Annotated in this window: 21 protein-coding genes and 1 pseudogene; 10 read left to right on the top strand and 12 right to left on the bottom strand. The window is 36.2% G+C overall.

The window, feature by feature from the left end; all coding sequences use genetic code 11:
- Positions 1-19: 19 nt before the first annotated feature.
- The gene (locus AC1D0Y_RS11160) at positions 20-331 is read left to right on the top strand and encodes a hypothetical protein (RefSeq protein ID WP_060745565.1); all 312 of its coding nucleotides are present in this window, start codon (positions 20-22) and stop codon (positions 329-331) included.
- Between the two features lie 68 nt (positions 332-399).
- Here the strand turns inward: AC1D0Y_RS11160 and AC1D0Y_RS11165 are convergent, their stop codons facing one another.
- Together AC1D0Y_RS11165 and AC1D0Y_RS11170 are read right to left on the bottom strand one after the other, a co-directional pair.
- On the bottom strand, positions 400-588 hold the full coding sequence (locus AC1D0Y_RS11165) for a hypothetical protein (RefSeq protein ID WP_477707582.1): 189 nt from the start codon (positions 586-588) through the stop codon (positions 400-402).
- Between the two features lie 78 nt (positions 589-666).
- Positions 667-921, bottom strand: coding sequence for an LURP-one-related/scramblase family protein (locus tag AC1D0Y_RS11170; RefSeq protein WP_235593567.1), 255 nt, complete (start codon positions 919-921; stop codon positions 667-669).
- Between the two features lie 224 nt (positions 922-1,145).
- Here AC1D0Y_RS11170 and gad point away from each other — a divergent pair, with 224 nt between their 5' ends.
- From gad to mbcS, 7 genes and pseudogenes are all read left to right on the top strand, one after another.
- On the top strand, positions 1,146-2,549 hold the full coding sequence (gene gad / locus AC1D0Y_RS11175; protein ID WP_060745566.1) for a glutamate decarboxylase: 1,404 nt from the start codon (positions 1,146-1,148) through the stop codon (positions 2,547-2,549).
- 214 nt (positions 2,550-2,763) lie between these two features.
- Entirely contained in the window at positions 2,764-3,750 is a 987-nt protein-coding gene (locus AC1D0Y_RS11180) for a hypothetical protein (protein ID WP_477707583.1), read from the top strand.
- A 262-nt stretch (positions 3,751-4,012) separates the two neighbouring features.
- Positions 4,013-4,435, top strand: a pseudogene (locus tag AC1D0Y_RS11185) (DUF7832 domain-containing protein); the annotation flags it as partial.
- A 645-nt stretch (positions 4,436-5,080) separates the two neighbouring features.
- Positions 5,081-5,899, top strand: a complete 819-nt coding sequence (locus AC1D0Y_RS11190; protein WP_060745568.1) for a hypothetical protein — start codon at positions 5,081-5,083, stop codon at positions 5,897-5,899.
- A 112-nt stretch (positions 5,900-6,011) separates the two neighbouring features.
- Positions 6,012-6,695 carry an immunity protein Imm33 domain-containing protein gene (locus AC1D0Y_RS11195; RefSeq protein WP_060745569.1) on the top strand — a complete coding sequence of 228 codons (684 nt, stop codon included), beginning with the start codon at positions 6,012-6,014 and terminating at the stop codon, positions 6,693-6,695.
- Positions 6,696-8,166: 1,471 nt separating this feature from the next.
- Positions 8,167-8,865: a hypothetical protein gene (locus tag AC1D0Y_RS11200; RefSeq protein WP_060745570.1), complete on the top strand. Its 699-nt coding sequence runs from the start codon at positions 8,167-8,169 to the stop codon at positions 8,863-8,865.
- A 155-nt stretch (positions 8,866-9,020) separates the two neighbouring features.
- A complete protein-coding gene (gene mbcS, locus AC1D0Y_RS11205) occupies positions 9,021-10,601 on the top strand; it encodes an acyl-CoA synthetase MbcS (protein WP_060745571.1) in 1,581 nt (526 codons plus the stop codon).
- Positions 10,602-10,644: 43 nt separating this feature from the next.
- On the opposite strand, the gene AC1D0Y_RS11210 is transcribed toward mbcS, so the two are convergent.
- Positions 10,645-11,607, bottom strand: a complete 963-nt coding sequence (locus AC1D0Y_RS11210) for a VanW family protein (RefSeq protein WP_060745572.1) — start codon at positions 11,605-11,607, stop codon at positions 10,645-10,647.
- Between the two features lie 400 nt (positions 11,608-12,007).
- Here AC1D0Y_RS11210 and AC1D0Y_RS11215 point away from each other — a divergent pair, with 400 nt between their 5' ends.
- On the top strand, positions 12,008-12,466 hold the full coding sequence (locus AC1D0Y_RS11215) for a MarR family winged helix-turn-helix transcriptional regulator (RefSeq protein ID WP_013057155.1): 459 nt from the start codon (positions 12,008-12,010) through the stop codon (positions 12,464-12,466).
- 36 nt (positions 12,467-12,502) lie between these two features.
- Here the strand turns inward: AC1D0Y_RS11215 and AC1D0Y_RS11220 are convergent, their stop codons facing one another.
- Positions 12,503-14,014 (bottom strand): class I adenylate-forming enzyme family protein, encoded by a 1,512-nt coding sequence (locus tag AC1D0Y_RS11220; protein ID WP_028408449.1) that lies wholly within the window; start codon positions 14,012-14,014, stop codon positions 12,503-12,505.
- Positions 14,015-14,425: 411 nt separating this feature from the next.
- Between AC1D0Y_RS11220 and AC1D0Y_RS11225 the strand changes: the two genes are divergently transcribed.
- Positions 14,426-15,070 carry an SDR family oxidoreductase gene (locus AC1D0Y_RS11225; protein WP_013057153.1) on the top strand — a complete coding sequence of 215 codons (645 nt, stop codon included), beginning with the start codon at positions 14,426-14,428 and terminating at the stop codon, positions 15,068-15,070.
- Between the two features lie 35 nt (positions 15,071-15,105).
- On the opposite strand, the gene AC1D0Y_RS11230 is transcribed toward AC1D0Y_RS11225, so the two are convergent.
- The 8 genes from AC1D0Y_RS11230 to AC1D0Y_RS11265 form a co-directional block, all read right to left on the bottom strand.
- Positions 15,106-15,726, bottom strand: coding sequence for an NUDIX hydrolase (locus AC1D0Y_RS11230; RefSeq protein ID WP_013057152.1), 621 nt, complete (start codon positions 15,724-15,726; stop codon positions 15,106-15,108).
- A gap of 176 nt (positions 15,727-15,902) precedes the next feature.
- Positions 15,903-16,178, bottom strand: a complete 276-nt coding sequence (locus AC1D0Y_RS11235; protein WP_060745574.1) for a hypothetical protein — start codon at positions 16,176-16,178, stop codon at positions 15,903-15,905.
- A 136-nt stretch (positions 16,179-16,314) separates the two neighbouring features.
- Positions 16,315-16,740, bottom strand: a complete 426-nt coding sequence (gene fabZ, locus AC1D0Y_RS11240; protein ID WP_028408452.1) for a 3-hydroxyacyl-ACP dehydratase FabZ — start codon at positions 16,738-16,740, stop codon at positions 16,315-16,317.
- Between the two features lie 18 nt (positions 16,741-16,758).
- Positions 16,759-17,565, bottom strand: a complete 807-nt coding sequence (locus AC1D0Y_RS11245; RefSeq protein WP_060745576.1) for a cobalamin-binding protein — start codon at positions 17,563-17,565, stop codon at positions 16,759-16,761.
- A gap of 97 nt (positions 17,566-17,662) precedes the next feature.
- A complete protein-coding gene (locus AC1D0Y_RS11250; RefSeq protein ID WP_060745577.1) occupies positions 17,663-17,941 on the bottom strand; it encodes a hypothetical protein in 279 nt (92 codons plus the stop codon).
- Between the two features lie 15 nt (positions 17,942-17,956).
- Positions 17,957-18,142, bottom strand: coding sequence for a hypothetical protein (locus tag AC1D0Y_RS11255; protein WP_013083262.1), 186 nt, complete (start codon positions 18,140-18,142; stop codon positions 17,957-17,959).
- A 133-nt stretch (positions 18,143-18,275) separates the two neighbouring features.
- Entirely contained in the window at positions 18,276-18,491 is a 216-nt protein-coding gene (locus tag AC1D0Y_RS11260) for a DUF378 domain-containing protein (protein ID WP_013057146.1), read from the bottom strand.
- A gap of 133 nt (positions 18,492-18,624) precedes the next feature.
- Positions 18,625-19,098 carry a DinB family protein gene (locus AC1D0Y_RS11265; protein WP_060745578.1) on the bottom strand — a complete coding sequence of 158 codons (474 nt, stop codon included), beginning with the start codon at positions 19,096-19,098 and terminating at the stop codon, positions 18,625-18,627.
- Positions 19,099-19,265 lie beyond the last annotated feature (167 nt).

Below are 19,265 nucleotides of genomic sequence, written 5' to 3' on the forward strand. Positions count from 1 at the left end.
AAAACGGGGTGACAGAAACGTGGATGCTACTGTTAAAACAACTAAAAGCGGGGTAATAGGAGGGATTCTTGGAGGAATTTCACTTTTATACGTCATTATTAATACTTTATTGATCCTTAACTTTTTTACAGGACTTATTGCGGCTGAAAAGCTTCAAGGACTGCCTATTATCGCACCTATCTTTTTAGTTCCGCTCATGATTGTTCCTGCAATTATTGGTTTTTTTATAAAAAAAGACAACCTCTGTCTATGGGCGATTATTTTAAATATCATCTTGTTTCTTGTACCAATTGGCTACCATGTCATCGGTACGTTAGTATTCGGCCCTTAATTAAAAAACGAACAAACTTTATATTGAAGTTTGTTCGTTTTTTTATATCATATAACCTTCTGTAACCACTATTGAGCGGGAGCAGTAGCTGTACTGCTGTTTTCGTCTTTCACCATCATCCTTACGCCTTGTACAACCGCAATTCCTTCCCACTTATCAAGATCAGGTTCGAGAAATTCTAAAGCAAACGTGTGGGGACATAATGACAGAAAAGAAGAGAGTGTGCGGACTTGAATAATAGGAACGCCGGAACGCAAAACGTCGAATTTGCGATCTGTTATATTCCCCGTAATTTCATATGTATCGCCATCGTTTCTGATATAAAGATACTTCTTTTAAAAAAAAGTAAATTTTCGTTGAATCATGCCAACTTCATTTCCATGGTGATCAGAAATAATCAGCTTCGGCATAAGGGCAAACATTTTAGATTTACCTGTAAATATAATTTCTTCGTCCTTTAAAATATCAAATTTATTAGCAATAGATAACTTATATGCGACATTTCCAATAACGTCTTGTGATTCATTATAAATAGGAGATTCGCCTAACTCGAAAAACTTGTCTTGCAAGATAATCCCTTGTTTCTCCACTTTAAAACCCCTTTTTACAATATATTACCATATTTTACACCTTTTGAGTTTGGTAAGGCCATTTCCATGGGTATTATTAAATAAAGTTCGCCCTTACGTGCTACGGATAATGGAAAGAATGAAAATAGTCTTCAAAGCTCATAATGTGTAAAGGAGACCTGCTTGTTATAACACCGGGTGAACGTAAAGCAATTTGTTAGATATACATAAGGAGATGATACTTTATGCCTCAATGGCATCCGCATCGTGAACAAAAAAATTTACCTGATGAATTTCCTGTTAATCCGCTTTTTTCTCGACAAGGAGAAGTGACGATTCCAAGGCTGCGTATCGGTGATCAAGGTATGCTTCCAGAAACAGCTTATCAAATCATTCATGATGAAATTGCTTTAGACGGAAATGCCCGTTTAAATTTAGCTACGTTTGTTACTACTTGGATGGAGCCTGATGCAAAGCGTTTGTACGGAGAGTCTTTTGATAAAAATATGATTGATAAAGACGAGTATCCGCAGACAGCGGCTATTGAAGAGAGATGCGTACGTATTTTAGCGGACCTTTGGAATTCACCTAATCCTGATACAACGATGGGCGTTTCTACTACGGGTTCATCTGAAGCTTGTATGCTTGGCGGACTAGCGTTAAAAAGACGCTGGCAGAAACTGCGTAAAAGTAAAGGGCTATCAACAGACCGGCCGAACATTGTATTTAGTTCATCCGTTCAAGTGGTGTGGGAGAAGTTCGCAAACTATTGGGACGTAGAGCCTCGTTATGTGAACATTAATGCAGATCATCCTTATTTAGATGCAGAAGGCGTCATTAATGCGGTTGACGAAAATACAATTGGTGTCGTACCGATTCTTGGAGTGACGTATACAGGAGTTTATGAACCAATTGCTGCTATTGCAAAAGCATTAGATGAGTTACAGGAAAAAACAGGGTTAGATATTCCTATCCATGTAGATGCTGCTTCTGGAGGTTTTATTGCTCCATTTCTTCAGCCAGACCTTATCTGGGATTTCCGCTTGCCGCGAGTAAAGTCCATTAACGTGTCAGGACACAAGTATGGTTTAGTTTATCCTGGTTTAGGATGGGTGATTTGGAGAGAAAAAGAAGACTTGCCTGAAGATCTTATTTTCCGCGTTTCTTATTTAGGAGGCAACATGCCAACTTTTGCGCTCAACTTCTCTAGACCAGGAGCACAAGTTCTTTTGCAGTACTACAATTTCTTGCGTTTAGGTAAAGACGGCTATTATGCCGTGCAAAAAACCTCTCAAGAAAACGCGCTGTTTCTCAGCAAAGAAATTGGAGAAATGGAAGCATTCGAAATTCTTGCTGATGGTTCAGATATCCCGGTTCTTGCTTGGAAACTAAAAGAAGGATATACACCAAACTGGACGCTTTATGATTTGTCTAGACAACTGCGTACGTACGGATGGCAAGTTCCTGCTTATCCGCTGCCTGCAGACATGGAAGAAATAACAATCATGCGTATTGTTGTTAGAAATGGATTTTCAAGAGACCTTGCTCATTTATTTATGGTTAATTTTAAACAAGCCGTTGAATTTCTTAACTCGTTGGATAGACCTGTTCTTAAAGACACGAAATACGACAACGGATTTCATCATTAACATTTGTTACGAAAACACAAAGCCGTGTTCTGAAAAAGGTATATGGCTTTGTGTTTTTTTATGTATAAAAAGATATTTTTTCAAAAAATTCCATAAACAATACATGAAAACATTCTTATATTTTCTTAATTTTGGTATAATAACCCCTAAGGTTTTATAGTTCTTTAGAATTATATAAAACCTAAAAAAAGATAAAAAAAGGGGATAATAGTCTATGAAAATGTTGAAAGTTGCTTTTGGTATTCCACTGTTAGCTATATTGCTAGCAGCCTGTAGCGATGAGACCAGTGAAACTGTATCGCAAAAAGAAGAGCCGACAGAGAAATCAACAGCGGTTCATACGAAAGAAAATGGCAATAAAACGGCTGTAAAAGAATCATCGCCGAATACATTACAAACAAAAGCATCCACAATTAAAAAAGCAGTTAATTCTAAAGAAGCTGATCGCGATTACTTATTAAACGTAATGAATGGTTATCAGTATATCCAAGTAGGTGACAATCAGTATATTTACTATGGCATTAATCAAGAGCAAAATGTTTTTTGTATGATGGAAGTTAATTTTGACGCCAGTGGTGATTATGTAGAAAACATCAATTTTGTGGATAATGCTTCAGAAGAACAAATTGCTTTGCTTCAAAACCAAATACAAGAACAACAAAAGCAATTATCAGACCTTGAACAGCAGCAAATGGAAAAGGAATTAGATGATTACTATGCGCAGCTAGAAGAAGACCGACAAAAAGAAGAAGAGGCGCAGGCCAAAGCTGATGCAGAAGCTGAAGCTCAGGCAGAAGCAGATCGTAAAGCGGAGGAAGAACGTTTAGCGGAAGAAGAGAAGAAACAGCAGGAGGAAGAGGAAGCTCAGGCTGATTCGGAAGATGAGGTCCAAACGGAATTGGAATCAGAACCAGAGCAAGAAGAAGATACAGAAGCAATTGAGGAAGAGGAACCAGCCGAACAAACAGTTTCCCAAGAGCAAGCTATCCAGCTAGTTCGTGATCAGCAAGGCATATCTGAAGATTCACCTCTCCTTGTAACATATGATCACGTTGACGATTCAGGAAACTATATTATCCATGTTTATGAAAATGTTGTGGATAATGAAGAAACAGGAGAGGAACATACAGCTACACAAGGGTGGTATCAAGTAAGTCCTAGTGATGGGTCCATTACTGATGTTACGGTAGATGGTTACTAATAGAAAGAAAAAAGTTTATTAAAAGAAGCGTTCCTAAAAAGGAATGGCTTCTTTTTTTAAGGTATAATTTTTATTTTATAGGAATCCCCTGAAAATATTTTATTAGACTTGGAGGACCATTTTGCACAAATTAAAATACATTTCGTTATTTATGTTTACTTTTTTATTTTTACAAGGATGCGAAGAAAAATCGAATTCTATGATTCGAAGTGAGTCAGCTAGACCTGAAGTAATAAAAGAAGCAAAAAAAGAAAAGGAAAATATGACAGTGGTTTATGATAAAGCAAAATGGCATTATGAGGGAGACTTTCCAGAAGGGTTAGATGATAAACAAGGTTTTGTACATACGGGAATGTATCTGGGGTGGATTATTGAGAACCATTTATATAGCAAAGAATTTAAAGAAGCGGCTGCTAATGAAATCATCAAATTTAAACAAAAGAAAATGACAGGAACTGAAATATACATGAACTGGGATGGTGTATTTGTAAGTGATATGTTAAATGAGGAGGGTAATGCTTTTACAAAAGCCTATTTTGACTTTAAAGACGGTGTTTATTTGGATGATTATGAAGAAGTATTTCCTCATGTGAAATCTCTTTACGAAGTGAAAGACACATGGGGAAATTATGAAACGTTAAAACCGAAACTTAATGAGCGGTTTAATAGCTGGAAACATAAAAAAATAACGACCAAGGGGAATACGATGTTTACAATTGACGATTATATTAGTTCCTTAAAAGAAAGTCTTCAAAAAAATGAACATGTATTGATTGCAAACATAAAAGAGATACAGACTTTTCATTATTATGAAGGAATTGATTTGCTGGACTTTGAGATTTTTATGCAACCGTTTGATTTGTCTATTATGATGTTTTCTATGGATGATGAAGCGAATGAAGTTTTTTATGAAGGAAATGACAGAAAGATTTTTTCAGGTAGTCATCCTTTATTTGACGAGACTCAATACTATGATCTTCCTGCTGAAAACTCGGACGCTTTCCGGGAGTTTTATGAGCAAAATGAAGAATCCATCTCTGCTGCTGAAGAAGAAACTATTGTAAGGTGGTTTGTTTCCTGCTGGAATAAAGTGGGTGGCAAAAGCTTTGAATTGCCTGTCTATTTAGACTTCCATGATGATATAAAATCTTTTGATTTACATAAGAATAAGTGGATAGATAGTGAAGAAAAGTGGGCTGAGTAAAAGTAGATTTACATACCCACTAAACCTAAGTGAGAATAAATAAGATCAAAGCAAGCGGGAAGTTTTATTCATTTCTAATTTTAAAGTTTGTTTTTCGCTTTCTTATAATATAAGGGGTGACTAGCTTTGAGAATTGTAGAGACGACTATTTTTACCATCGAACCTGATGATAATTGTTTAAATATCATTGATGCAGATTACAAAGATGAATATGGACTGGTCTTAGTTCAAAAACGCCATAATAGATTCGAATTGTCTGTAAACGGTACTACTCTTTATCCACGTTTAAAAATAAACTATCCTTTTGTCAGATGGATTGATTATAAGCATTTTTTGATAATGAATCCTAGAACTAAGGGAGAAAAGCACAATTTGTTTATTATGAATATCGATGGAGAAGTCATGCGGTCATTCTATTGTGGAGATGCTGTGCAAGACGTAGCGGTTAGTAAAGAAGGAATATGGTGCAGCTATTTCGACGAAGGCGTTTTTGGTGAAGGGATATCAACAGAAGGGTTAGTATTATTTGATAATACAGGTTCCCCAACTTTTCAATATCACACTCATTTACCAGATGCTCCATCCATTGCAGATTGTTATGCAATTTGCAGAGGTAAAAATACGACACTTTGGTTATATCCATATACAGATTTTGAGTTAATTGAAGTAAATCCCGAGAAAAATTCTTTTATTGCACATCAAACTCCTGAAACGTTACATGGATCACAAGCAATAAGTATTAGAGGAGAATATAGCTATTTTTACAGCCCATACAACAAGGAAGGAACTTTATACAGTTGGAAAGCAGAAGACAGTGGTGCTAAAAAAATAGGTAAGTTAAGCGGAACCCTTAGAGGACTAGATACAAGGCAAAAAGCTCATTTTATAGGGATTGAGGAAAAGAGCATAAAAGTTTACACCATCATCAACCCGAAAGAGTATTAAAACATAAAATCCGACTTACACAGATGCGTTTATTCAAGGGTTAGAATCTATTTTAACTCAGTATCCAATTAAAGAAATTTAAATTATATAAATCAAAGAGGTAATGTATTTTATGAAAAGTTGGTTCAAAAAACATTCTACTAATAAAAAACATGAGGATAGCAATACATATTGGCAATTAGATAATGTTTATGAAAGAAACAAAGAATCTCCTTATACATTTTACAAGCCAAGAAAAGCGGTGACGGATAAATTAAAAGCGGGAGACCTGGTGAAGTTAGTTTTCTTTAGTGATTCAGATACAGCTGGTTCCAAAGGAGAAAGAATGTGGGTGGAAATTACGGATAGAAACAAAGAGAACTTTGTTGGAAAGCTTGATAATGAACCTTATCATTTAAAGGGCTTAAAACTTGGTCAAATCCTGCATTTTGGCACTGAACATATTTGTGATACTGAATATGAAGACGATGACGCTGCAAAGATGGACTATTACTTTAATACCCTCGTAACAGTTAGCAATGATGTTTTAGAAAGAAACGAGTTTAATTTTCTGTTAAAAGATAAACCAAATGAACCAAATGATTCAGGATGGGTTATCTTTAGCGGATACGAAGAAGATGAATTTACTAGTAATCCAAATAATTTTCAAATTGCAGCTCTAGGAGTTGCTTTAAATGTTGATGACTCAATTTTAGCTTTTATAAATGAATCACCGCTATGTGCTTACGAAAGAAATGAGTTTGGGGAATTTGATAGAATTCATGACTACGATTGGGAAACATACCTTAGTGAGTGAAAGCTTGCAACTAGTAATTTTGAAAGTTTGTATGACAAGCGGATGGAGGGGAAGAAGTTGTTCTTTTTCCCTTTTTTTGCGCTTCTACATCAAATATAGCTACTTGAAACTCGGGATACAAAATTGTAAAGTTCTAGGATAAACCATAAGGAGTTACTTGATTACATATAAAATGATACGTACTGGCGTATTCAGGCGATTGTGATTAAGTGAACGGTCATTTTAACCATTTGTAAGATATAATCTATAGCTTGTACTATTTCACATTTGACTTTAAAAGCATCATTCAGTCGATTTTTAAGAGTTCTGTTTACAGCCCCAAATTAAAATCATGAGAGTAAAACCAGCTCACTTGAAAACAAATCTATACACTTTAAAGAAAAAGCAAAAGGTGATAGACATTCAAAGGTTCTAAGAGCAAGGGAGACCCTAAAGATTTTATTTATTTTTCTAGTTTACATAATATATATTCTAGGAACCAATAGATGAAACGTAAATTATGTCTCATTACAAAAGTATACTTATGATAGTGAGACAGAATTTAAAAAATGAGATAGGGTTTGTGTTTATATGATTTAACTCACTAAACTAATTATCAGCAATATTTGTTCAATTAGAACAAATGCGGATATGATTTTATAGAATGCATATTGATTTCACCAGATTGTTTTTAAGTTTGATCAGTTCGATTTATATTTATAGATTTTGAAAAATAAATGAATTTACTTGTAGGATTTAGATTTTATACTCATTTATTTTTCTCATCGTATTCTCAATGAACTCTTTGTAAATCAATAAAATCTGTTTACGTTTAATCTTTTAAGGATTTATTTGCTACAGAACGTATATTTTTCATTTAGTACATATGTTTGCATTAAATGGATTTTTATTCATTAAAGAAAGTTAAAACCTCGTATTTTCTGTAATAAAATACATCAATCAGTATTTTTATTCCACGTGATTTCTTGTTAAAATCACTGAAAACCCCTTTCTTATCAGCTTTTTAGTGATTTTAGTTGTAGTTTCCTTTTTCATCGGGTATAATATTAAACAAATAGATGACGGTATAAATTGGATGTCATTATCCAGTTTTAAAGGAGCGATACTCATGAACATTACAATTTATTATGGAAATCATGAAGATAAAACAATTCATACAATGGATTGTCACGTAGATATCGATTTAGATGATGAAGATATGGTAGCTTTAACAGAAGCTCGTTAATGAATATATAAAAGGCTGTGGATGCTTTTCATCTGCAGCCTTTTATTTTTTGCTTCCCCTCTCCTCTTTAACTTCTACTAACCGCTACTAACCGCTACGTTTTACAAATCTTAGTTACTTTTATTATAAAATTTCAAATTCTCCGTTAACTTCTCTTTACTTTTCGACACATTTTTTGTATCATTAGATAAGAACGTATGTTCGTTTTATTTTTATCGTATTGATGATCACAAGGAGTGTTTTTGAATGACGGTACGAAAAAGAAAAAGAAAGAAGCTCCCTCCTACCCTATCCAATACAGGCTTTATTGGAGCAACGTTTGCTGATACAGATGAATTAGCACGCAATGAATATCACTTTCCTCGTAAGCAAATGAAAATTACCCATCATGTCTTAGATGCCTTGCTTCAAGGGGCAACGCACTTATTTCAACAGCATAAAGTTGAAGCCGCTATCTCATGCGTGTACCTTCCTAAGTACAAGAAGATTGGTTTAGTCCTTTCTAAACAGCCTTTTGGCCGCAATGAAGGCATTGGGTATTTTATTAATTACTTAAAGGAAATCGGACATATTGAGTGGGATGAAAAAACGAAAGACTACGAAATACATAATACGAGTTTTATCGGCGTGGTATTTGCAGATCTAGAAAAAATTGCTAAGTACACCTTCGACTTTGAGCTGGAATTGCTGTCGAAATTCGTTAAAGATTTAATTATTCCTGCCAAAGAGCTGTTCTTGCAGCATAATGTAAAAGCGTATCTCTCCGGCGTTGAAAATGAAGATCAGCATAAAGTAGGGTTTGTTTTATCGATCAAACCTTATGATGAACGTAAGGAAGCAGACTTATATTTTGTGGAGTATTTAAAAGAACGTGGTTTATACGAAGAGGACGAGTCTGAAGAAGAGCTAGTACCTATTCATACAAAATGGAGCTTATTTAAATAACATACGTTATACCTGCTGTCTTAATAAGATAAGCGGGTCTTTTTTTGCTTTTTTACTAAAACCCAAAACAAATTAGTAGCAAGTACTAATAGTTAGTAATATAATAATAGTAATGATAAAAATCATTGATATCTATAATATAAGGAGTCGTTTTTATGATTCAACTAAAAGATTTAGTTCCAAGTGAACATTACAACTTAACAGAGGAAATTGAAAAACATGCATCCGATCAGCTTGCGTTAAAGTGGCAGGACGCTGACGGTACACGTGAAGAAATTACATATAATCAGCTGTTAGCAAAAGCCAATAAAGTGGCAAATGGGTTAACAGAGCTAGGTTTAACAAAAGGCGATCACGTTTTAGTTATTGCGCCTCGCCTTATTGAATCGTACGCTATTTACTTAGCATGCTTAAAAGCAGGTATTATTGTAATTCCTTCTTCAGAACTATTACGCGCAAAAGATATCCAATATCGTTTACATCACGCTGAAGCAAAAGCGATTATTTCTTACCATCCTTTCTGCAATGAGATCGATAAGATTGAAAACTTCCCTACTTCTCTACAACATAAAATTACGTTTGGTGCTGATGTTACGTCATGGACGCGCTTAGAGTCACTTATGGCTGATGCATCAGAACAGTTCCAAGCAGCTAAAACAACTAAGGATGATACGGCATTTCTTCCTTATACATCTGGTACAACAGGACAGCCAAAAGGCGTTGTTCATACTCATGGATGGGCTTATGCTCACCTCCGTATCGCTGCTGCTGAATGGTTAAATATTAAAAAAGGCGATACGGTCTGGGCAACAGCAGGTCCTGGTTGGCAGAAATGGATTTGGACTCCGTTTTTATCTGTACTTGGACAAGGTGCAACAGGCATTATCTATAACGGACGTTTTGAACCTAAAAAGTTTTTAGAAATTTTACAGGATGAAAAAGTAAATGTACTGTGCTGCACGCCAACAGAGTATCGCTTTATGGCTAAAATTGATGAGCTTGAACGTTTTGACCTGTCTCACCTTCACAGCGCTGTATCTGCAGGAGAACCGCTAAATGAAGAAGTGATTAATGTGTTTAAAAAATATTTTAACATCCAAGTACGTGATGGATACGGCCAAACGGAGAATACCCTTTTGATTGGTACCTTAAAAGGTGTAAAAACGAAGATTGGTTCGATGGGTAAACCGATGCTTGAAGGGTTTGTAGAAATCATTAATGAAGACGGCGAACCTTGTGAGCCTGGAGAAGTTGGAGACATTGCCGTTCGTAGAGACCTCCCTTCTCTTTTCAAGCACTACTACAAAGATATGGAGCGCACTGAGAAAACGTATAAAGGAAACTACTATTTAACAGGTGACCGCGCTTCTAAAGATGAAGAGAACTATTACTGGTTCCAAGGACGCGGAGATGATATCATTATCAGTTCCGGCTATACAATTGGGCCATTTGAAGTTGAAGATGCATTAATTAAGCATCCAGCAGTTAAAGAATGTGCCGTTGTAGCTAGCCCAGATGCTGATCGCGGCCATGTAGTAAAAGCATATGTGGTTCTTGTTGATCATGTAAAAACAACAGATGCAGGGTTTATTAAAGAGCTGCAAAATCACGTAAAAACTCTAACTGCACCTTATAAGTATCCTCGCGTAATTGAATTTATTGATGAATTGCCAAAAACTAATTCAGGTAAAATTCGACGTGTGGAACTTCGTGAACGCGAGCAACAAAAAGCATAATAAATGAAAAAAAGACGTATCTGTTAGGATACGTCTTTTTTTATTAGATAGCACGCTGTGAAGTACGAACATCTACCGTTAAAACACCCGTATTTACGTTTGCGTACGCTTTAATGATGACAGGGTAATCTTTGTTGTTTGTGAACTTAAAATCAGGTCCTCCCCACGATACGGTTGCATCTCTTCCTGCAGGTACATAACCTACATGTTTTGAATGATGAGACCTAGCCGTCACTTGAAGACCAGCTCCGTCAATAGCATTAAATAGCGTAGAAGATGTTTGGCAGATCCCTCCGCCAATTCCCATCACCAGCTGTTTGTTGATAATTTCAGGAGCAGGCTGATAGCCTCTTTCTGCTGTGCGCTCCCCAACTGTTTGATTATAAGAAAATGAATCTCCAGGACCTAATACAACGTTGTTAATGGCTTCTGCGGATAGCTGAACATTTCTGTTTCGACTTGTATCACTTGGACGAAACCGTGTAGAATACGAAGCTAGCGATACATCAGCGATCCCTTGAGCAGATGCTGCCGTTACATTTGGAGCGGTTTCGTAAATTGGAACCTTTACATCCAATTGTTTCGTATTTAAGTTCTGCAGATTTTTAACAAGCTCTGCTTCTTTTAAAATGATTTGTTTGGACCCGCCGGTTAATGATCCGTTTGCATCCATTTTTATGTTTTGCATAGGCGTGTCGATCCCTTTTGCCAGTTCAGACGCTAATTGCTTAATTTCTTGGTCGTATACGTCTTTATCCTTGTAATGAACAGGCTTGAATTCTTTCATTACTTGTCCTGTACGGGAATCTTTCAGCTGATACGTCAGGTCTTCGACTTTAAGGACTGGTTTTTTCTTTTTCTCAGTCTTTTTTTCTGCTTTTTTCGCTGCTTGTTTTTGTTCTATCGCGGCTGTTTGCTTTGCAGAATGATTGGTATACATGCTGTACGCAATAAACGCACTGACAATTGTCGCGCCAAGCAAAAGCGCCCCTAAGACTTTCTTCATGTAATTGAATCCCCCCATATCTCGGCTTTACCTCAATATGTTTTTTCTATAAAAATATGTATACATTCATTTTATCCAAACATCTTATAAAAGACGATCTGCCAAAGTGAATAATCACCATTTTTTATATTTTTTTCTTTGTTCAACACATGAGGTAAAGAGGAATGATGTTCATAGCCCCCATTTTTTCTTATGAACTCAATAGAAAACAAATGTTGTATGCGTTTCCTGTTATTACTATTCTTATATATAATAGCACGAAAACAAGGATTTTTTAACGAATTATGGTAATTATTTTAAAATTTTTCTGACAATTTTCGCGGTGTTGTTCATTTTTCTATAGGCATTATACATGGTATAATGGTAAAAATGGAATTTGTTTTATGAGGAGGATTTACGCTTGACTGAACGTTATAGCAAAGAAGAGATTAGTCATCAGCTAGAAAGTATAGATCATGTAAAAGAAGCTCTTTTAAAATATAAAAACACCGTAATCGGTGAGAAATATGATTTGCTTCCCTACCATTTAACTTCAACAAAAGAGGCAATTTTAAAGACCATTCACGATAAAAAAAGCTGTATTGTTAGCGATATCACAAAAGTACTTGGGCTCTCACCTGGTGCTATCACCATTGTATTAAATCAATTAGAAGATGATGAGCTTGTGAATCGTATTTATAAAAAGCAAAACCGCCGAAGCGTGTGGGTAGAGTTGACGGAAAAAGGCGAAAAAGTTGTCGAAATATTGCAAGCTACTCGTGTCGATTTTTGGTCAGATTTACTTTCACACTTATCAGAAGAAGAAAGAGATCAATACTTTCACATTATGAAAAAAATATCTCAAAAATTACAGCAATAAATATAAAAAAAGCGGCTATAAAGGCCGCTTTTTTTATTATGCGTGTGCTAAGGCTTGTTTTTTCACTTCGTTTTTCAACACTTTTCCTACGCTGTTTTTAGGAAGTGATGAAACAAATACAACAGTTGGTACTTTATATGGTGCTAATCGTTCTTTACAGAAGTTCACTACATCTTCTTCAGTTAAAGCAGATGCTTCTTGTTTAACAACAAATGCATATGGAACTTCGCCGTACACATCATCAGGCATGCCGACAACTGTCGCTTCTAACACACCATCTGCTGCTAGGACAACTTCTTCTACTTGATCTGGGTAGATGTTGTCTCCTCCATATACAATTACATCTTTATAGCGTCCTTCAATGTAAAGAAATCCGTCTTCATCTAATCGACCTGCATCACCCATCGCTAACCAGCCATCTTGTAAGACAGCGTTTGTTGCTTCTTCGTTTTGCCAGTAGCCTTTGAAAAGATAAGGGCTTCGTACGAGTACTTCACCTTTTTCTCCAGTTGAAACTTCTTGACGTGTTTCGGGGTCTACAATTTTAACTTCCACATGTGGAGCAGGTTTTCCAGCAGAGCTTACTTTCTTCCATCCCATTTGAGGATGCCATGAACTGATAATCCAAGCTTCTGTGCTTCCGTACCCTTGAGCTAAAATCATTCCGTTACGATCATATTGTTCAATTAAAGACTCAGATACTTTTGTTCCGCCTGACACAGCAAGTTTTAGAGGGAAATCATAGTGATCTCCTTTTTCAAGCTCTTCTACAATGTATTTTAATGCCGGTGGTAGTGCAAACAGCATTTTAATGTTTTCTTTTTCAATTACTTCAATTACTTTAGCTGGATCTGTTTCTTCAGAACATACCATTGTGTTTCCTGTGTTAATGCACATAAATAAAATGCTCATCGAACTCATGTGGAAGAATGGATGAACAAACAAATAACGCATGCTTTTATCAATATTTGCACGTTCTTCCTGTCCGCCAGAATTTAAAAAGGCACTTACCGATCCGTGTGCAATCATACATCCTTTTGACTTACCTGTTGTACCAGATGTGAACATCATCAATGCTAGATCTTCAGGAAGTACTTCAGGAAGTGCTTCTGGTGTATTTGTGTTATACGCTGAGAATTGAGTTGTAAATTCTTTTGCATCCTCAATTTTTAACGTAAAGCTAAGTCCATCCGTTTGTTCCGCTTTTTCTAATACAGACGTAAATTCATTGTGGTGGATAATCGCTTTTAACTGTCCGCTCGTAATAATGCTATCAAGCTCATAAGGTGTCATGCTCTTACTTAATGGAACAACGACTGCTCCCACTTGTAAAATCCCCATTGTAACGACTGGGTAAGCAATGCTTGTATGAGCTAAAATACCAATACGATCTCCTTTTTGAATTCCTTTCTCTAAGAAGTAATGAGATAATTGATTTACTTTTTCATGAAATTCATTAAATGTATAACGTTCATTATGTTCAACTAGTGCTTCATGTTGAGGAGAAATCTCTGCACGTTCTGCGACTAAGTATTGTAATGTGTTCATTTTATCCTCTCCTTTGTCCGCTCGGACTAAATATTTCGTTCGTGAATATTTTAATGACTAAAACATAATAACAAAAAATTTTTCCGAAGTAAAAGTTTAAAATTATCAAAATGTGTTTATATAGGTTGTATCGGGAAATGTTAAAAGAGATACTGTTTTTAAGAAGTGTTGTATTACCAAGGGTTCGAGAAAATTTTACAAAATTTAAATAGTTCAGACACTGGGTTTAACGAACTATTTTTTTCCTTTTTTTGTTTGTAAATTAGTTTTTATTTCTTGTTTTTCATTTTTTTAATATATTTTCTTAATTTCCCCTTATTCACCGGATTTTGAGCTCATTTATTGAATGAAAACGGTGAATATGAAACAATAATATATAAGCATTTGGAGTTGAAAGGAGCAAATTTAGACATGAAAGTTCTTGTAATTGGTGCGAATGGTCAGGTAGGCAAACATATTGTAAACATTTTGAATGAAAGTGATGTGCACACTGTACGTGCGATGGTTCGTAAAGAAGAACAAGCAAAAGAACTTGAGGCAAGAGGTATCGAAACGGCTTTTGCAAGCTTAGAAGGCACTGTACATGAAATTAAGGAAGTAATGAAAGGCTGTGACGCCGTTATCTTTAGTGCAGGATCAGGCGGAAATACAGGCCATGATAAGACACTTTTAATTGATTTAGACGGTGCGGTAAAAGCGATGGAAGCTGCAGAAGATTTAGGCATTAAACGATTTGTGATGGTAAGCGCACTTCAAGCACATCACCGTGAAAACTGGAATACTTCACTAATTCCTTACTATGTAGCCAAACATTATGCAGATAAAATCTTAGAAGCAAGCGGATTAACATATACAATTGTTCGACCAGGCGGATTGTTAAACGAACCAGGAACAGGACGTGTAGATGCTGGGGAGAACAAAGAGCGCGGATCTATTCCTCGCGAAGATGTAGCGCGTGTGGTAGTGGAAACGCTAAGTGAAGATCATACATTCGGACGTTCTTTTGATTTAGTTTCAGGCGATACGCCTATCGCAGAGGCTATTCAATCTATTTAATATAAAAAAAGCAGCGAATGCGTATTCGCTGCTTTTTATTTATCATTTAGTACATGTACTAAATGATAAATCACTTTTGCTGTCAGTCCCCATATGACTCGGTCTTCATAGTAATAAAAATGTTCTTCCATCTCTCTTGTTTGCCAATTATAATTTTCACCACCAATAATCGCGTCATAAGGAAAATTATGTTCGGGTTCTACTCTGAAATGGATATTGTGTATATCAGGTTCGGTACGCTGAAAAAAAGAAAGAGGCACGGTAAATACTTCTGCTACTTCCGAAGGATTCGGTCGAAGTTCAAGCGACTCATCAATAAAACCTACATAAGGATAAATGATTGTTCCAAATTGAGAAACAATATAATCTAAAGCTTGTACTTGCTGAATAGATTCAGGCGTAATCCCTAACTCCTCGGATGTTTCACGGATAGCCGTTTCTTTTTCATCTGCATCCGTCTTCTCGACACGCCCTCCTGGAAAACAAATTTCTCCGGGCTGCCTTCGTAAATCGAGCGCTCTTACCTCAAATAAAACATGCAGTTCCCCTTGTTTTTCAATAAGCGGAACAAGAATACCGAAGCGAGAAAACTGCTCCATTCCAAGAATTGTCGGTATCCGATTTTCTAACTTAGCTATAATACGGGATGCATCCATACGTCCACTTCCTTTCACAAAATGAATTATCAAAAGAATAGCGAGTTATAAGCTACGATGTCAACTAACCTGCAAAAGAAAGCTGTTATCTTTAGTATATGAAGAGATCCATTCAATTGACACTGCAATTGATAAAAATATATAACATAGATATAAATAAAAACAGATAGCACCGGCTACCTGTCTTTTTGTTTTGTCTTTAACAACCCATAAATAAGTAAAAAGAATGCAACCACACTGATAAGCAATCCTCCTACTTGCTTATCAGTGATTCCAAAACGAAGCTGAAGCCAAAAGATAACCAAGCAAATCAAAATGACGCTAGTAGCTAAATAAAAGTAAATGCTGTAGAAAAACGGATTCGTTCTTTTCCGTTTGTAAACAAGTAGTGAGATGCCTATATACGTACCCAATAGTGTGAGTAATACAACAACTTCCGTTAATGTTCTCACCGCATTCTCCCCTCTCCCTTTTTTCTTCTATACCCCGTTTCTTCTTTCATCAAAAGGAAGTTTGACTAAGGTATTTACAAAAAACCGCCTTATAGCATAAGGCGGTTTCCTTCAATACGCTTTATCCTGGTTTGTATTATATATCAAGAGCAAAGGTAATGACCGCTTCACAAGCTAACTCGCTGTCTACAAATGCTTTTCCTTTTCCTCTTACGATCTTTCCGCGCTGCTTCAGAACCTCAAATTCTAAACGCAGTGTATCTCCTGGCCTTACTTGACGCTTAAAACGACATTCGTCTATTCCCGCTAAAAAGGCAAGTCTTCCTTTTTGTTGGTCATCCGCAGCCATAGCAAACCCACCGAGCTGGGCAAGAGCTTCGACAATAAGTACCCCTGGCATTACCATATAGTCCGGGAAGTGGCCTTGGAAAAAAGGTTCATTTGCTGTTACTTGTTTAATCCCTATCGCAAGCTTTCCTTCTTCTTGCTCTAAGATGCGATCAACAAGTAAAAAGGGATAGCGGTGTTGAATGGTATGTTTTATTTGTTTTATATCTTTCATATGTATCGCTCCTTTTTCTTATAATAAGGGGTCTTTGCCATCAAATGCAGGAAACGTATCTGGATGAAGAAGCGCCGCGAGTTTTTTTAACCCTAACAGCAGCCTAGGTGAAGGACGACAATACAGCCATTCTTCTAGTACATGTACGCGATGTTCTTTAATGGCACACATATCGGACCAATCGGGTCTTTTATGTAAAATAGTCGGATTTACTTTGTTTGTCTGCACGCCTACCCAAGCCAGACAAATATGTTGTGGATTTCGTTTGAACACTTCTTCCCAATTACTCTGTACATTTGCTTCTTTATGATCAGCAAATATATTTTCTCCTCCCGCTAACTCACTAATTTCAGTCAGCCAGTTTGCTTTGCCAGGAGTAAAGACAGGTTTTGGCCACCATTCCCAGTATACAGTGGCTTTTTCACCAATTTGATTTGCAATACGTTTATATGTAGAAAGAAACTGATCATAACGCTTTAACAGTTCAGCTGCTTTTGTTTCAATGTTTAATCGCTGACCTAAATCCTGTAGATTTTGACGGATATCTTCTAGCGAATTAGGATTATATACGACATAAGGAAGCTTTCGTTTTTTAAGTTCTTCAATATTTTGCTCCATTCCAGGAACGCTTAGTGATGCTAGGACTAAATCGGGTTTAGCTTCTTCCACCGCATCCATATTAATAGATAAATCGGGACCTAAACGCGGCAGACCTTGAATAGACTGCGGCCAATCAGAATAATCATCAACTGCTACGAGCAAATGCTCACATTTTAAATACGCTATTAGTTCTGTATTGCTTGGACAAAGCGAAACAATTCGCATAGTTCCCCTCCTGCATTCATTTCTTTTTTTCTATTATACAATAGATCCAAATATAAAAAGCAGAGACTTTCACTGAAGTCCCTGCTTTAGGTGCTCTTTATCCGCCCATCGCGTGATAAAAGAAGTAAAAGAAACCTAAACAGCCAAGTGAACTAATGCTTGTAGTTAAAATGCCGATTGAAAGCAACACCTGTCCGTCTTTTTTTGGTTTATATCGCAGCATATAATAAAAAGCTAAACAGGTGCCAAGAAGTAAATAAATAGCCCATATGTAAGGTAGATTCTTTAGCTGAAAGATGTATCCTTGATTAAATAATAAACAGTAAATAAAAAAAAGATTTACGATAAAAAATATGGGAAGTACACTTTTCTTCATCTATTAAATCCTCTTCTATTCTTTATTTTCTGCTATAGTTGCTCTGTTTTGATTTCTCAGTTCATCCCGTATTTCACGTAAATATTGATTTCTCTCTTTCATTCGCTTTAACACTATAACGATAACAGCTATAATACCAGCAATGATTCCTATATAAAGAACTCCAAACACTAAGATAGGTACTACACCCCAAAGCTCCATCTCATTCCTCCTATTTTTTGGTTATTACCTTATTTTACCGTATTTTGTAAGGATGTCACGTCTTTTATCCATGAAAAAGGGAGTTTGAATATACATTCAAACTCCCTAAAAAGATAATAAAAAATAATATTTATTATAGCGCTTTGCTTTTGACACTCGCTCCCGTTCCGAAGAACTTATCAAAAATTTGATAAAGAGCAGACAGGCCAACTAACCAATAAATCGTTGTTACTAACCAATCCCAAGAGCCAAATAGCTCTTCTACTACATTCACGCCTAATGCTACAGCTAACCAATTCAAACCGCCTAAAATCACAAGAAGAGTTGTTAAACCTGAAAGAAATTTCACGTTGTCACCTCCTTGCGAACTGCATTAGGAAAAGCAGCTCATGTTACATCTTATGCGCTGTATAGATCAGTATATGCATAGGCGCTATGTAAAATAGTTATAAAGAATATGTGATTTATTCTTTTTTATTTTCTTATTGTGCAGCTGCAGCTTTCCCGATTTGTTTAATCGTTTCTACATGCATCGCTTCGTGATAGAAGCTGAATAAAAACGTTTCACCAACTGTTGTAAAGTTGATGCCGGCTTTGTTTGTAAAAGGTGTGATTAACTGCTTATCAAACTGCTGGGTCATGAACTCTTTAATACGATGTGCTTGATCTTTCAACACATTCGCAATTTCTTCAAGAGAAGGAGCAGCCTCCGTCCAATCTGCAGGTTTTGTTCCTGCGCCGAAAAAGCTTTCATAACTCTCTGGCGTTTGCATCGGTTCACCAGCTAAGCCAAACACAAGTTTTTCTTGAATAAAGGCAATGTGTCCAAGATTCCAGCGGATACTGTTATTGAATCCTTTTGGTGTGATGTCCGCTGCCTCTTCTGTTGTTTTTTCAAGGATACTAATCGTAATTCCTCTTACAACGTCCATATGTTTTAAAATCATGTTTTCCATCGTCTAATCTCTCCTTACGTTGTCGTATTAGATAAACTATTCAATGTCTATTGTGCACAAATTATCCCTTAAATGCCACTCATAACATTTAAACCTTAAAATAAAAGAAAATTCAAAAGAAACATCCCCCTATATAAAAACTAGGGGGATGTTTTAAGCAGAAGACT

This window comes from Priestia sp. P1_B12_1, from assembly GCF_056406695.1.

Excerpts from the sequence above, each read along its gene's own strand:
- gad (WP_060745566.1), top strand. The coding sequence starts at position 1,146 with ATGCCTCAATGGCATCCGCATCGTGAACAAAAAAATTTACCTGATGAA.
- AC1D0Y_RS11180 (WP_477707583.1), top strand. The coding sequence starts at position 2,764 with ATGAAAATGTTGAAAGTTGCTTTTGGTATTCCACTGTTAGCTATATTG.
- AC1D0Y_RS11195 (WP_060745569.1), top strand. The coding sequence starts at position 6,012 with ATGAAAAGTTGGTTCAAAAAACATTCTACTAATAAAAAACATGAGGAT.
- AC1D0Y_RS11200 (WP_060745570.1), top strand. The coding sequence starts at position 8,167 with ATGACGGTACGAAAAAGAAAAAGAAAGAAGCTCCCTCCTACCCTATCC.
- mbcS (WP_060745571.1), top strand. The coding sequence starts at position 9,021 with ATGATTCAACTAAAAGATTTAGTTCCAAGTGAACATTACAACTTAACA.
- AC1D0Y_RS11210 (WP_060745572.1), bottom strand. The coding sequence starts at position 11,607 with ATGAAGAAAGTCTTAGGGGCGCTTTTGCTTGGCGCGACAATTGTCAGT.
- AC1D0Y_RS11220 (WP_028408449.1), bottom strand. The coding sequence starts at position 14,014 with ATGAACACATTACAATACTTAGTCGCAGAACGTGCAGAGATTTCTCCT.
- AC1D0Y_RS11225 (WP_013057153.1), top strand. The coding sequence starts at position 14,426 with ATGAAAGTTCTTGTAATTGGTGCGAATGGTCAGGTAGGCAAACATATT.
- AC1D0Y_RS11230 (WP_013057152.1), bottom strand. The coding sequence starts at position 15,726 with ATGGATGCATCCCGTATTATAGCTAAGTTAGAAAATCGGATACCGACA.
- fabZ (WP_028408452.1), bottom strand. The coding sequence starts at position 16,740 with ATGAAAGATATAAAACAAATAAAACATACCATTCAACACCGCTATCCC.
- AC1D0Y_RS11245 (WP_060745576.1), bottom strand. The coding sequence starts at position 17,565 with ATGCGAATTGTTTCGCTTTGTCCAAGCAATACAGAACTAATAGCGTAT.
- AC1D0Y_RS11250 (WP_060745577.1), bottom strand. The coding sequence starts at position 17,941 with ATGAAGAAAAGTGTACTTCCCATATTTTTTATCGTAAATCTTTTTTTT.
- AC1D0Y_RS11255 (WP_013083262.1), bottom strand. The coding sequence starts at position 18,142 with ATGGAGCTTTGGGGTGTAGTACCTATCTTAGTGTTTGGAGTTCTTTAT.
- AC1D0Y_RS11265 (WP_060745578.1), bottom strand. The coding sequence starts at position 19,098 with ATGGAAAACATGATTTTAAAACATATGGACGTTGTAAGAGGAATTACG.